Origin of the sequence: Shinella sp. M31 (assembly GCF_049199205.1) — a bacterium.
GTDB lineage: Bacteria > Pseudomonadota > Alphaproteobacteria > Rhizobiales > Rhizobiaceae > Shinella.
The window spans coordinates 58,971-71,986 of sequence record NZ_JBLZPH010000072.1 but is presented as its reverse complement, the minus strand read 5'-3'; the positions used below and the strand labels follow the sequence as shown (position 1 = coordinate 71,986).

Annotated in this window: 13 protein-coding genes; 8 read left to right on the top strand and 5 right to left on the bottom strand. The window is 63.9% G+C overall.

What is annotated here, in order from left to right; genetic code table 11:
* The first annotated feature begins 88 nt into the window (after positions 1-88).
* The gene (locus tag ACOZKU_RS11370; protein WP_421578955.1) at positions 89-523 is read left to right on the top strand and encodes an Lrp/AsnC family transcriptional regulator; all 435 of its coding nucleotides are present in this window, start codon (positions 89-91) and stop codon (positions 521-523) included.
* 17 nt (positions 524-540) lie between these two features.
* Here the strand turns inward: ACOZKU_RS11370 and ACOZKU_RS11365 are convergent, their stop codons facing one another.
* The 3 genes from ACOZKU_RS11365 to ACOZKU_RS11355 form a co-directional block, all read right to left on the bottom strand.
* On the bottom strand, positions 541-1,563 hold the full coding sequence (locus ACOZKU_RS11365) for an LLM class flavin-dependent oxidoreductase (RefSeq protein ID WP_314088766.1): 1,023 nt from the start codon (positions 1,561-1,563) through the stop codon (positions 541-543).
* 157 nt (positions 1,564-1,720) lie between these two features.
* On the bottom strand, positions 1,721-2,824 hold the full coding sequence (locus tag ACOZKU_RS11360; RefSeq protein ID WP_421578954.1) for a M24 family metallopeptidase: 1,104 nt from the start codon (positions 2,822-2,824) through the stop codon (positions 1,721-1,723).
* A gap of 15 nt (positions 2,825-2,839) precedes the next feature.
* Positions 2,840-3,496: a helix-turn-helix domain-containing protein gene (locus ACOZKU_RS11355; protein ID WP_421578953.1), complete on the bottom strand. Its 657-nt coding sequence runs from the start codon at positions 3,494-3,496 to the stop codon at positions 2,840-2,842.
* A 359-nt stretch (positions 3,497-3,855) separates the two neighbouring features.
* On the opposite strand from ACOZKU_RS11355, the gene ACOZKU_RS11350 reads away from it, so the two are divergent.
* The 5 genes from ACOZKU_RS11350 (at position 3,856) to ACOZKU_RS11330 (ending at position 9,357) form a co-directional block, all read left to right on the top strand.
* Positions 3,856-5,070 (top strand): GGDEF domain-containing protein, encoded by a 1,215-nt coding sequence (locus tag ACOZKU_RS11350; RefSeq protein WP_421578952.1) that lies wholly within the window; start codon positions 3,856-3,858, stop codon positions 5,068-5,070.
* Positions 5,071-5,313: 243 nt separating this feature from the next.
* The gene (locus ACOZKU_RS11345; protein WP_421578951.1) at positions 5,314-6,141 is read left to right on the top strand and encodes a transporter substrate-binding domain-containing protein; all 828 of its coding nucleotides are present in this window, start codon (positions 5,314-5,316) and stop codon (positions 6,139-6,141) included.
* A gap of 58 nt (positions 6,142-6,199) precedes the next feature.
* The gene (locus tag ACOZKU_RS11340; RefSeq protein ID WP_314088754.1) at positions 6,200-7,480 is read left to right on the top strand and encodes an FAD-binding oxidoreductase; all 1,281 of its coding nucleotides are present in this window, start codon (positions 6,200-6,202) and stop codon (positions 7,478-7,480) included.
* Positions 7,481-7,508: 28 nt separating this feature from the next.
* Entirely contained in the window at positions 7,509-8,480 is a 972-nt protein-coding gene (locus ACOZKU_RS11335; RefSeq protein WP_314088751.1) for an amino acid ABC transporter permease, read from the top strand.
* Complete coding sequence (locus ACOZKU_RS11330; RefSeq protein ID WP_421578950.1) at positions 8,470-9,357, top strand: DMT family transporter; 888 nt, start codon at positions 8,470-8,472, stop codon at positions 9,355-9,357. Before ACOZKU_RS11335 ends, ACOZKU_RS11330 begins: the two co-directional genes overlap by 11 nt.
* A gap of 4 nt (positions 9,358-9,361) precedes the next feature.
* Here the strand turns inward: ACOZKU_RS11330 and ACOZKU_RS11325 are convergent, their stop codons facing one another.
* Positions 9,362-10,174, bottom strand: a complete 813-nt coding sequence (locus ACOZKU_RS11325; RefSeq protein WP_421578949.1) for a PfkB family carbohydrate kinase — start codon at positions 10,172-10,174, stop codon at positions 9,362-9,364.
* Positions 10,175-10,255: 81 nt separating this feature from the next.
* Positions 10,256-11,269: an SIS domain-containing protein gene (locus ACOZKU_RS11320; RefSeq protein ID WP_421578948.1), complete on the bottom strand. Its 1,014-nt coding sequence runs from the start codon at positions 11,267-11,269 to the stop codon at positions 10,256-10,258.
* A 199-nt stretch (positions 11,270-11,468) separates the two neighbouring features.
* Between ACOZKU_RS11320 and ACOZKU_RS11315 the strand changes: the two genes are divergently transcribed.
* On the top strand, positions 11,469-12,200 hold the full coding sequence (locus ACOZKU_RS11315; RefSeq protein WP_421578947.1) for a GntR family transcriptional regulator: 732 nt from the start codon (positions 11,469-11,471) through the stop codon (positions 12,198-12,200).
* 32 nt (positions 12,201-12,232) lie between these two features.
* The gene (locus ACOZKU_RS11310; protein ID WP_421578946.1) at positions 12,233-13,012 is read left to right on the top strand and encodes an SDR family NAD(P)-dependent oxidoreductase; all 780 of its coding nucleotides are present in this window, start codon (positions 12,233-12,235) and stop codon (positions 13,010-13,012) included.
* Positions 13,013-13,016: the final 4 nt, after the last annotated feature.

Genomic DNA, 13,016 nt, shown 5'->3' with positions numbered 1-13,016 from the left:
CGCTTCGGCGCATCCGGCATTATGCCGGTTGTGCCGGCACTGTGTCTGTAATAACCGTCATCTTGTCGGCGCAGCGAAGAGGGGCATCATGCAGGGCACGGACAGTATCGACCGGACGATCCTCAGCATCCTCACGAAGGAAGCGCGCATCCCCATGAAGTCGCTCGCCGGGCGCATCGGGCTGTCGCGCAGTGCAACGACCGAGCGCGTCACGCGGCTGGAAAAAGCCGGGATAATCCGGGGTTATCGCGCCGATATCGGCCAGCTTGACGACGGTCAGGTCCAGGCCTTCCTGCTGGTGACGCTGAAGCGCACGCCGTCGATCGGCGTGCTCGACCGGCTCGCCGGCTTTTCGGCGGTGCGCAAGGTGTCCTCGGTCAGCGGCCAGCTCGATCTCGTGGTCGAGGTCGAGGTCGGCTCTATCAATGCGCTGAATGAACTGCGCGACGAGGTTGCGACGATGGAGAATGTCGAGGATCTGACGACCTCCATCGTGCTTCGCCGCGACATCGAGCGCGTTTGATCGGGCGCGTTTGATTGTCAGCGCCAGCCCAGCGCCGGTGCGACGTGTTTCAGGATCGCCTCGATGACATGGGCGTTATATTCGACGCCGAGCTGGTTGGGCACGGTCAGAAGCAGCGTGTCGGCCTCCTGGATCGCCTCGTCGGCGGCCAGCTGCTTAATCAGCCTGTCCGGCTCGTCTGCATAGGAGCGGCCGAAGATCGCGCGGGTCTTGTCGTCGATGAAGCCGACCGAATCCTCTTCCTTGCCGCCCCGGCCGAAATAGGCGCGGTCGCGGTCGTCGGTAAGCGCAAAGATGCTGCGGCTTACCGAGACGCGCGGCGTGCGGCTATGGCCGGCTTCCTTCCAGGCCTCGCGATAGGCGCGAATCTGTGCGGCCTGCTGGACATGGAAGGGCTCGCCCGTCTCGTCGTCCTTGAGGGTCGAGCTTTGCAGGTTCATGCCGCGCTGGGCGGCCCAGACGGCCGTCGCGTTCGAGCCGGCGCCCCACCAGATGCGTTCGCGCAGACCCTCGGAATGCGGCTCGAGACGCAGCAGGCCCGGCGGGTTGGGGAACATCGGCCGTGGGTTCGGCTGGGCAAAACCTTCGCCCTTCAGGACGTCGAGGAAAACCTCCGCGTGACGGCGGCCCATATCGGCGTCGCTCATGCCCTCCTGCGGCTCGTAGCCGAAGTAGCGCCAGCCGTCGATGACCTGCTCGGGCGAGCCGCGGCTGATGCCGAGCTGCAGGCGGCCGCCGGCAATAAGGTCGGCCGAACCGGCATCCTCGGCCATATAGAGCGGGTTCTCGTAGCGCATGTCGATGACGGCGGTGCCGATCTCGATGGTCTTCGTGCGCGCACCGACGGCGGCGAGCAGCGGGAAGGGCGAGGCGAGCTGCCGGGCGAAATGGTGGACACGGAAATAGGCGCCGTCAGCGCCAAGCTCTTCGGCCGCGACGGCAAGGTCGATCGACTGGAGGAGCGTATCGCCCGCCGAGCGGGTCTGGGATTGTGAAGAGGGTGTCCAGTGGCCGAAGGAGAGAAAGCCGATTTTCTTCATGATGTCGCCTCGACGCAGAGCGTCCGTTGCAAGATGTGTTGGGCGGAACATGGTGCATCGCGTCGGGCTTGAAAAGGTACCCGGCGAGAACGCATTGTTCACAAATCGGCCCTTGCAGGCGGGGCGACGCTCGCACGCCGCCTCGCTTCATTGACAATCAGGCCGGCACGACATGCACCGTGCGCGGCAGCGCGGAGAGGATTTCCGGGCCGTCGGCGCGCAGGATCACGATATCCTCCAGGCGGATGCCGAAGCGGCCGGGCAGGTAGATGCCGGGCTCGACGGAGAAGACCATGCCCTCTTCCAGAACGGTATCCGAGGTGGCGGTAATATAGGGCGGCTCGTGGATGTCGATGCCCAGGCCGTGGCCGGTGCGGTGCACGAAATAGTCGCCGTAGCCGGCATCGGCGATCACCGTGCGGGCGGCGGCATCGACGTCGCGGGCACGGGCGCCGGGCTTTGCCGCCTTCAGAGCCGCCTGCACGGCCTTTTCGACGATGGCGTGGATTTCGCCATAGCCTTCCGGTGCCGTGCCGATGACGGCCATGCGCGTCATGTCGGAGGGAAAACCGTCCTTGCGGCCGCCAATGTCGATGACGACGGCTTCGCCTTCCTGCACGACCTTGTCGCTCGCCGAATGGTGCGGGAAGGCGCCGTTGCCGCCCGCGCCGACGATCCAGAACTGCGGAGAGGCACCCTCGGAGGAGAAATGCGCGCGGATGGCGGCGGCGACCTCCTTCTCCGTCATGCCGGGGCGGATGGCGGCGAAGGCGGCCTGCATGGCGCGGTCGGCGATACCGGCATTCATCTTCAGCTTGGCATATTCCGCGTCATCCTTGCGCATGCGAAGACCGCCGAGCGTCGCGGGCGTGAAATCGCGGCGCGTCTCGGCCGGCAGCGCGTCAAGCAGCAGCAGCGCAAAATCCGCGCGCATGGTTTCGTCGAGCGCGACAAGGCCGGGAGCGTCCGCGCCGATATCGGCAAGGGCGGCGGCAAGGGCTTCGACCGGGCCGACCTCGTCCGCCCAGTTGTGGAAGGCGATATCGGTGAATTCGCGCGTGCCCTCGGCATTCAGCACCGGCATCAGGAACGCCTCCTTTTCCGGGCCGATCAGCAGCAGACAAGGCCGCTCGTCGGGATGCGGGTGAAAGCCCAGCACCCAGTCCATATGGGAGCCGGGCGCGATGGCGACGAGGCCGGTGCCGGTTTCGGCCATGCGCTGGCGCAGCGCCTTCAGGCGCGTGGCGGTCTGTTCGGTCATGATCTGTCCTTGCGATTACGGAGTGTCGGAAAAGGGGGATTTGCGTTTGACGACGAAGCTCGCCGGTGTGCGGCCCGCCGCCTCGGCGGCGCCGAAGACGTCCATGGTACAGGTATGGAAAATCGTCGTCGGCGTGCTCGTGTGGTTCCAGGTCGTGTGCGTCAGCGTCGAGAGGAAATGGGCGGAATCGCCCGCTTCCAGAATGGTGTGCTCGCCGTCGATCTCGATGGTCAGCGCGCCCTCGACGATGAAGTAAATCTCCTCGCCTTCGTGCGACATGGGCTCGCTGTGGAAACCCGGCGGCGCATGGATGAGCGTCGAGCACAAGACGCTGCCGGGGAAGGAGGCGGAAAGGCGTTCATAGGTTACGGCGCTGTCCGGCGTGCCGCCGAGGCCATAGACCGCGCGTCCGTCATGCCGCGTAATCGGTGTTTCCACGCGTGGCGGCTGGAAGAACGAGCCGACATCGGCATTGAGCGCGCGGCAGACGGCGACAAGCGACGTCAGCGAGGGAATGGTGATGCCGCGCTCGATCTGCGAGATGAAGCCGACCGAGAAGCCGGCGGCATCCGCGACCTCCTGCAAGGTCATCTTCAAGGCTCGTCGACAGGCGCGCAGACGCGCACCCACCGCCTGCGTATCGGCCGACGGTTGCTTTGCGGGGCTTGTCATCATGCTCACCGGGTTTTTAGTATTACTTCAATAGTGCGAAAAACAAGGGCGCCGTCAAATCATTTTTTAGTATTGCTAAAAATGGGCCGGACGTGACAAGTTTCCAGCCGCGGCTCGCCCCTATATCCTGAAGCTTTTATGCACCATGAAGCAATTATGTCGCCGCGCCATGACATGCTCACGCCGCGTAAACCAAATCCTTACGCCGAGCCACTAGCCTCTCGCGGATGGTGTAATGACCACACCTTATTCGTGTAGCGAGTAGCAAGCACATGAGCATGCCTGACACCGCAGTTCCGATCTCCCCGTCACCGGATGAGACCCATTCGCGCAGGTCCCGCCGGGAGGTGGACTTCTGGATGAACTGCGTTGGCGCACCGCTCGTTCTCATGGAAAAGCAGACGCTTTCGGTGCGCTATGCCAATGCCAATGCCGCGATCCTGTTTGGCCGCGGCCTCGAGGGCTTTGGCGGCTGTTCGGTCGAGGAACTGGTCGGCCAGGAAGCGACCCTGATGCTCGGCCAGATCTGGAGCGTGGCGCCCGTCGGCGTTCCCGGCGAGCCCTTCCTGATCCGCGCGCAGGTGCAGGGCCAGGAGCGCATGCTTATGGTACAGGTCACCAAGGTTGCGGTGGAAGGCGAGATCCTGCGCCTCTTCACCTTCCTCGATGCACCGCCGCAGGGCTCCGTGACGCTTGCCGGCTGGCAGGAGAACGTCATCTCGCTGCTCAACTGGCTACCCTTCGGCTTCGAGATCTCCGGCACCGACGACCAGATCCAGTTCGCCAACTCAACCTTCAAGGCCCTGTTCGGCTATACACAGGACGAGATTTCCAATATCGAGGACTGGTGGCGGCTCGTCTATCCGGATCCGGATTATCGCGAGTTTGCCCGAACGCAATGGTACGAGTCCCTCGCGGCCGCCCGCGCGGAAAACCGCGAGATGACACCCTTCGACCTTGAGGTGGCGACGGCGAGCGGTGAGACGCGGACGATCCAGTTCCGCCACCGCACGATCGGCAATTTCAACGTGAACATGTATATCGATGTAACGCGTGAGCGCAGCTACGCGAGGGAATTGAAAGTTCTCGCCGATACCGATCCTCTGACCGGCGCTATGAACCGTCGCCGCTTCTTCGAGGAGGCTGATCATATCCACGCGGAGTGCCAGAAGAGTGGCGCGTCTGCTACTTTCCTGATGCTCGACATCGATCATTTCAAGACGATCAACGATCGCTACGGCCATGGCGTCGGCGACGCTGTGCTCATCGAGTTCACTCGTCGCTGCCGCAGTGTGCTGCGCCCGGAGGACCGTTTCGGTCGCATGGGCGGCGAAGAATTCGCCGTCGTGCTTTGTCGCCCGGACGCCGTTTCGATCCATGCCGTCGCAGAACGGCTGCGGCAGGTCGTCGGAGCCGAGCCTTTCGTCATCGGCGCGGACACGCTGAGGGTGACGGTCAGCGTGGGCGGCGCGATCTGCGGGGACACCGAAAGCGTCGGCTCGGCCATTTCGCGTGCGGACAACGGACTTTACGATGCAAAGAAGGCTGGACGGGACCGGGTTGTTGTCCGGTAACGGTCTTTCTGAACCGTCATACTGCTCGATGGAACGCCTCCATAATGCGGCAGTTGGCGAGAGCGCTTGCCGACTTCGTTCGTCTCGGGGGTATTCATAACGGATTTCTATAGGCTCATCTGATCGTTTCATGAGCTGGAACGCCGTGTCGCCCTTGACTCGGTGCGTGATCCCCTGACACATTCAGTTGTCAGACATCTTACATAATGGGGATCCGAGCTGACGGATCAAAAGGAGGACCACATGAAAAAGCTCTTCATGCGCCTGGCCGTAGGCGCCGCCTTCGTCGCTGCCGCCGTTTCGGCTCAGGCCGGCGAGACGCTCGACCGCGTCATGGAAAAGAAGGCGATGGTCGTCGCCACCAACAGCGGATGGCCGCCGCAGAGCTATCTCGACGACAACAACGAGATGGTCGGCTTCGACATCGACGTGTCGCGCGAGATTGCCAAGCGCCTCGGCGTCGAGGTGAGCTTCGAGACGCCGGACTGGCAGACGCTGACCGGCGGCCGCTGGCAGGGCCGTTACGATCTCGGTGTCGGCTCGGTCACGCCGACCAAGGCGCGCGCCCAGGTGATCGATTTCGTCGGCATCTACTACTACAGCCCCTATGTCTACGTCGTGCACAAGGACAGCGACGCCAAGTCTGTCACCGACCTCAACGGCAAGGTGATCGGCGTCGAAACCGCGACGACTTCGGAAGACTTCATCAACCGCAAGCTGGAAATCGACGCACCGGGCCTGCCGCCGATCGAATACAAGCTGGAGCCGGGTGAAGTCCGCACCTTTGCCGATTCCATGCTGCCCTTCGACGATCTGCGCCTTGGCAACGGCGTGCGTCTCGACGCGGTGATCGCGCCCGAGCAGACCGCGATGAACGCCATCAAAAACGGCTACCCGGTCAAGGTCCTCGAAGGTGAATACGCGTTCCGCGAACCGCTCGTCGTCATCGCCGAGAAGGTCGATCCGGAATGGACCGCCAAGGTCGGCGGCATCATCGAGGAGATGAAGAAGGACGGCACGCTGGGTCAGCTTACCACCAAGTGGTACGGCAAGGATTACAGCGCCGACTGATGCAAGACCGGCGCGGGCGATTTTTGCCCGCGCCATTTCATTCGAGGGGGAGCATCCAATGGCCTATCCGGACACCTACTACAAACGAACCATGGCGGACCAGACGGCGCGCCCGGCGCTTTCGGGCACGGTCGAATGCGACGCGGTCATCGTCGGCGCCGGCCTTGCCGGCCTCACCACGGCGCTGCAGCTGGCCCGCGCCGGCAAACGCGTCACGCTGCTGGAAGCCGAAAGCGTCGGCTTCGGCGCCTCCGGGCGCAATGGCGGTTTCGTTGGCCCGGGCTACGCGACGGGCGGAGACGACATTGCCCGCGTGACCGGCAAGGAGGCGGCGCGCAAGCTGCATCACCTCTCCATCGAAGGCATGGATTTCATCCGCGAGAATATCGCGTCGCTCGCCATCGACGATGCCAAGCCCGAACCGGGCATCATGAGCGTGCTACGCTACGACGATGGCGCAAGCCTCAAGGCCTATGCCGAAGAGACCCGTCGGGAATACGGTTACGAGCTCGACTATATGGACCGCGATGCCGTGCGCGCGGTGTTGAAGTCCGAGCGCTATTTCCAGGCGCTGCGCAATCCCCATGCCTTCCACATGCACCCGCTCAACTATCTGCGCGCCATCGCAGCCGAAATCGAGCGCCTTGGCGGACGTATCTGCGAACAGTCTCCTGCCGTCTCGGTGGATTTCTCCGGCGCCGAAAAGCGCGTCAAGACATCCGGCGGCGAGGTGAAGGCCAAGGATGTCGTCTTCACCACCGGCGGCTATACCGGATCGCTGAACGGCAAGCTGAAGCGGTCCTATCTGCCGATTGCCACCTATGTCATGGTGAGTGAGGACGCGCCCGAGCTCATCGCCTCGGCGATCGCCACGAAAAACGCCATCGGCGACAACCGCCGTGCCGGCGACTATTATCGCCTTGTCGATGGCGGGCGCCGCATCCTCTGGGGTGGCCGCATCACCACGCACGCCGCCTCTACGGACGGCCTCGTGAAGGAACTGCGTGCCGAAATGGTTGGCACCTATCCGCAGCTTGCCGGCCTCAAGACCGAGCTCGCCTGGTCGGGCCTAATGTCCTATGCCCGCCACCTGATGCCCCAGATCGGGCGCATGAGCCCCGGCGTCTGGTACTGCACCGCCTTTGGCGGCCATGGCCTCAACACGACGGCCATCGGCGGCAAGGTCATCGCGGAAGGTATTCTCGGTGAAACCGAGCGCTACAAGCTCTTCGAACCCTTCGGCCTCGTCTGGGCCGGCGGTCTCGCCGGGCTTGCCGTGGCGCAGCTCACCTATTGGAAACTCCAGGCGCAGGACTGGTGGCGCGAGCGCGCAGCGTAAGCGGCTCAACGAGAACAAGGGGCGGAACATGATTGGCCGACTGATACTCACCTATCCCGAAGCATCGCGCAGGGCCGGCGGCCTGCTCATCCTCGCCATCGTCGCGGCGGTGCTCTATTCCATCGGCGTCAGCTCCGCCTGGATCGGCCATATCCTGCCGTCCTCCGTCGACTGGCTGAAGGAGAACGCGGCCGTCGGCCGCATCGTCTCGTCGGTGCTGATCGCGCTGATCGTCGCGGCGAACTGGAAGGCGCTGCGGCAGCTGCCGCGCCGCTGGCAGGTGGTCGGCGTCTGGGTCGAGCTCTTCGTACTCCTGATGCTGTTCTTCTATTCCTTCGATCTCTCCTTCTCCTTCATCGCCAAGAAGATCGGCTTCCTGATCACCCAGGGCGTGACGACGACGCTTTTCATTTCCGCGGTTTCGATCCTGATCGCCACGATCATCGCGCTCGCCGGCGCCATTGCGAAACTCTCCAGCAACGGCGTCGTCTATGGACTTGCGACCTTCTACACGTCGCTGTTCCGTGGCCTGCCGCTCCTGATGCAGATCTACATCATCTATCTCGGCCTGCCGCAGGTGGGTTATGTCATCGGGGCCATTCCGGCCGGTATTCTCGCTTTGTCGCTCTGCTACGGCGCCTATATGACGGAAATCTTCCGCGCCGGCATCCAGAGCATCAACCGCGGCCAGACGGAGGGGGCGACCGCGCTCGGCCTGAGCCCCGCCCAGACCATGGCGCTCGTCATCCTGCCGCAGGCCATGCGCGTCATCATCCCGCCGACGGGCAACCAGTTCATCGCGATGCTGAAGGATAGTTCGCTCGTCTCCGTCGTCGGTGTCTGGGAAATCATGTACCTTGCGCGCACTCAGGGGCAGACCGAGTTCCGCCATATCGAGATGCTGATCACCGCCTCCATGATCTACTGGATCCTCTCGATCGGCCTGGAATATGCCCAGTCCCGCATTGAAGAAAGGTTCGGCCGCTTCAATGTCCGCTGACGCCTCCGTGGCAGAGGGCGACGGCACGCCGGTCGTGCCGTCGAACGGCAAGGGCGCTCTGATCGTGCTCGTCGCCTTCTTCGTGTTTTCCGCGACCGATGCCATCGTCAAGATCATGGCGGGCACGATCCCCGCGCCGCAGGTGACCTTCCTCATCACCGCCACGGCGCTGATCCTCCTTCTGGTCCATGCGCTCGTCACGGGCCGCGTTCGCCGCCTGATTCCGCGCCAGCCGTCGCTCGCCTTCTGGCGGGCGCTGCTTTTGGCGCTCGATACGCTTCTGATCCATTACGCCTTTGCCACGTTGCCGATGGCCGAGGCCTATCTGATCGCCTTCCTGACGCCGATCCTGGTGGCCATGCTGAGTTTCGTCTTTCTGGGCGAGCGGCTGTCGCGCATCGGCTGGCTGGGCGTGCTGGTCGGCTTTGCCGGCGTTGCCGTGGCGCTGAAGCCGGGTGCCGCACCGCTCAATGCCGGCCATCTCGCCGCTTTCGTCTCGGCGGTGCTGTTCTCGCTGTCGCTGATCCTGCTGCGCCGGACCAAGATGGCGGAGACGGATGAGGCGCTGGTCGCGAGCCTTCTTGTGGTGATGACGCCGGTCGCCTTCGCCGTGGCGGCCGTCTCCGGCGAGTTGAAGCCGCTCGATCTTCCCATCTTCGGCTATGCGGTGGCTGGTGGCGTGCTGATGATCGTCGGCAATGCGCTGCTTGTGCGCGCCTTCCGGGTCGGCGAAGCCTCGGTCGTCGCGCCGTTCCAGTACAGCCAGATCATCTGGGGCTGCCTCTACGGCGTCTTCCTGTTCTCGACACCCGTGGAAATGCACACGCTGATGGGCGCCGCGATCATCATCTTTTCCGGCTGGCTGGTTCTGAAGTAACCGTTCAGAGCGCCCGGGCATCCTGCGGGAACCCGCCGACATGGGTGCAGGTCGCCGCTGCCTGGTCGCGCCCGGCTGCAAGGCAATCGGGCAGCGGCTTTCCAGCGATGCGGGCGGCGAGAAAGCCGGCGATGAAACTGTCGCCGGCGCCGGTCGTATCGACCACCTCGACGGTGCGAATACCCGCTTCGAAACGCGCCTTGCCATCGCTGACGACGGAACCCTTGCTGCCGCGCGTTACGACGGCGAGCGGCACGCCATCGCCAAGCAGGCGCTCCAGCTGCCGATCCGCCGCGCCGTCCTCGCTGCCTGCCGAAGCGAAGGCGATGGCAAGGCCGCCGGTACCAAGGTTGGTGGGATCGGCATTGACGGAAATGTCCTGCGAGACGCTGATACCGGCGGCAGCCAGCGTGCGACGCAGGGCGCCGCCATCGTCCATCCAGCCGATATGGACGTGATCCATGGTTTTCAGCACGGCGATGTCGCCGGCATCGGGCCGGTAGCCGGCGCAGACGCCGAAATCCTCATGGAGGAAGACGCGTTCGCCGGAGGGCAGGACATCGATGTCCGTATAGGCGGTGATGCCGTCGCGCTCCTTCAGGTGCCTGACGTCGACGCCGTTTTGCGCGATCAGTTCCCGTGTCCAGCGGCCGGCGGTATCCGGGCCGACGGCGCCGAAATAGAACGAGGCCTGGCCAAGCCGCGCGAGCTGGACGGCGACATTCACCGCATTGCCCCCGACGAGCGATTGCGAGACGGGCGGGCGAAAGCGGTCAATGCAATTGTCGCCGACGGCGGCGAAGCGGAAGCTTTTCATGCGGATCTCTTTAGGGACGGCAAAGCCGCGAATACGGACAGGCGCATTCGCGGCTCGCAGGCGTTCACGTCAAGCCGTCGATCAGTAGGCGACGCGCTTGTAATAGCGGCGGGTCGTCAGCGGATGGTTGCGCATAACCTCGAGATGGGCGCTGATGCGCTCCAGCACGGTGGCCAGCAGGACCGGGGAGATGAGGCCGCGCACCTCGGGCGAAATGCCCGGCAGCTCGAATTCGGCGGTATCGAGCACCGTGAGCTTGTCCGTGTAGTTCGGCGCGAAGTTCTCGATGCGCTCGGCGAGCGGCCGCAGCGCATCCTCGCCCTTGAACAGGATGACGCTCACGCCCTTTTCGACCAGCTCCAGCGTGCCGTGGAAGAAGTCGGATGCATGCACCGGGCGGGTGCGGATCCACTGCATCTCCTCGAGGATGCACATGCCGTAATAGAAGGCTTCCGGCCAGACATTGCCGGCACCCGTGACGATGTGGAAATCGGAGCCGGCCAGCACCTTGGCAAAGGCTTCCGCCTTCGGCTCGTAGGCGCGCTTGACCTCCAGCAGCAGCGCCGGCAGCCGCGCCAGTTCCGCGACGATGGCGTCGTGGTTTTCGATCTCGCCGCGGTGCTTGAGGACCGCCAGCGCCACGAAAAGCGACTGGAGATAGAAGGATTCGCAGGACGTGTCGTCTTCGGCGAAGTTGACGAAGACATGGTCTCCGCCCTTGCCGAGCGGGGTTTCTTCATGTCCGACGAGGGTTAGCACGGTCGCGCCGATTTCTTTCAGTTTGGCGAGAAGTGCTACGCTTTCCTTCGTCGTGCCCGACAGCGAGGGCATGACGACGATCGACTTGTCCGTCAGGTTCGCCGAACCGGTCAGCACGAGCTCCGCCGGCATGTCGATGAAGGCAGGGAAGCGCGAGCGGCGCTGCAGGAGCTGGGCGGCCGGCTGCATGAGGATCGCCGCACCGCCTGTGCCGAGGAAGAAGATGTTTTCCGCACCGGCGGCAAGGCAGGATGCAACCACCGTTTCCAGCCGCTTCTGCAGGCCGACGGCGCCGGACTGGATGCGCAGGAATCTCTGTTCGTCGAAGTTCAGCATGGACGTACCCTCGTGGTCATGCGTTTCAATGTTGTAAGACAACTGACATCATGGTTCGCCGCTGTCAAGCCAAGTCGCGGATTTTCCCGATAAGCGGAAGCGTAACATATTGCACAAGTCGCGCCCGTTCGGACGCCGGCTTGACCATCCGGAATTTGTCAGACAAGAAAGGTGACGACAACGACGAAAGAGGCATCCGGTGGAGGAACCCCTTCGCGATTCGCGCACCCTTGCCGTCCAGTTGCGGGACCGGGTTGCCGATCTGATCAAGGACGAGGGGTTGCAGCCGGGCGACAAGCTGCCGACCGAGGCACAGCTGACGCAACGCTTCAAGATTTCGCGGCCCGCTTTGCGCGAGGCGCTGAAGCTGCTCGAACAGGACGACGTGATCTATGTCGAGCATGGCCGCGGCCGCTTCGTCTCCGCGCTTTCGGCCGTGCAGGTCGACCGGCCGATCACCGTCTTCGAGAGCGTCACCGACATGGCGCAGCACTACGGCTACCGGACCGTCAACAAGGTGCTGTCGATTTCCGAGGAAACGCCGGAAAAGCGTGTCGCCGAGAGCCTGAAGCTTACGCCGACCGATCGCGTGATCCGTATCGAGCGCATCCGCCTGCATGGCGACGAGCCGATCCTCTATTGCATCGACTACGTGCCCCGCAGCGTCATTCCCGGCCGGCTCTACGATATCGAGTGGAGCGGGTCGCTGATGAAGGTCCTCGAGGAACACGCCAACCGCCCGCGCATGTCGGCGGCGAGCGTTTCGGCCGTCATGCTGCCGGATGACGTGGTCGAGCGGCATGGCCTGAGGGATTTCGGCCCGGCGCTGCTGATCACCGAAACCTGTTTCAACATCGCCGGCATCCCGGTGAACTATGCCGTGGATTATCATCGCGGCAGCCATTTTTCCTTCAGCCTGACCCGCAAGTGACGCGGGCGGCAATCCATCCCATAGAGGCAGACATGACCGATCAGGCGACCAGAAGAGTAGCGCTCATTGCCGGCGGTGCCGGCGGCATGGGAGCGGCGATCGCGGCGCGGCTTTCGCGGGAAGGTTATGCGGTTGCCATCGCCGACCTCGAAACCGAGCGCCTGACGCAGACAGTTGAGACCCTTGCCGCGGGCGGCGGCGATGCGCTCTCCGTGCCGCTCGACATGCGCCGGATCGCTTCCTGCGCCGCCGCCGTCGAGGCCGTGCTCGCCTGGCGCGGTCGCCTCGATGTCGTCGTCAATTCCGCCGGCGTCTGGCGCGAGGGCGATTCCACGACCATGACGGAAGCGGACTGGGATATCGTCTTCGACGTCAATCTCAAGGGTGCGTTCTTCCTGATCCAGGCTGCGATCCCGCATCTCGGCGCCGGCGCTTCCATCGTCAATATCGCCTCGGATGCCGGCCTCGTCGGCAACAACGGCGCGGCGATCTATTGCGCCTCGAAGGGCGGCCTCGTGCTGCTCACCAAGGCGCTGGCGCTGGAGCTTGCACCCCGCCAGATCCGCGTTAACGCCGTCTGCCCCGGCGACGTCGCGACCCCGATGATCGAATTCCAGGCCGAGCGCTACGGCGAGGGCGACCCGGATGGCTACAAGGCAAAACTCCTGTCCAACTATCCGCAGCAGGCGGCCGCGCGCTTCATCAAGCCGGAGGAAATTGCCCGCATGGTGGCCTTCCTCTGCGAGCCCGACGGCGCGCCGATCACCGGCGCGGCGCTCTCCATCGATTTCGGCGTCACCGCTGGTTACTGAGGAC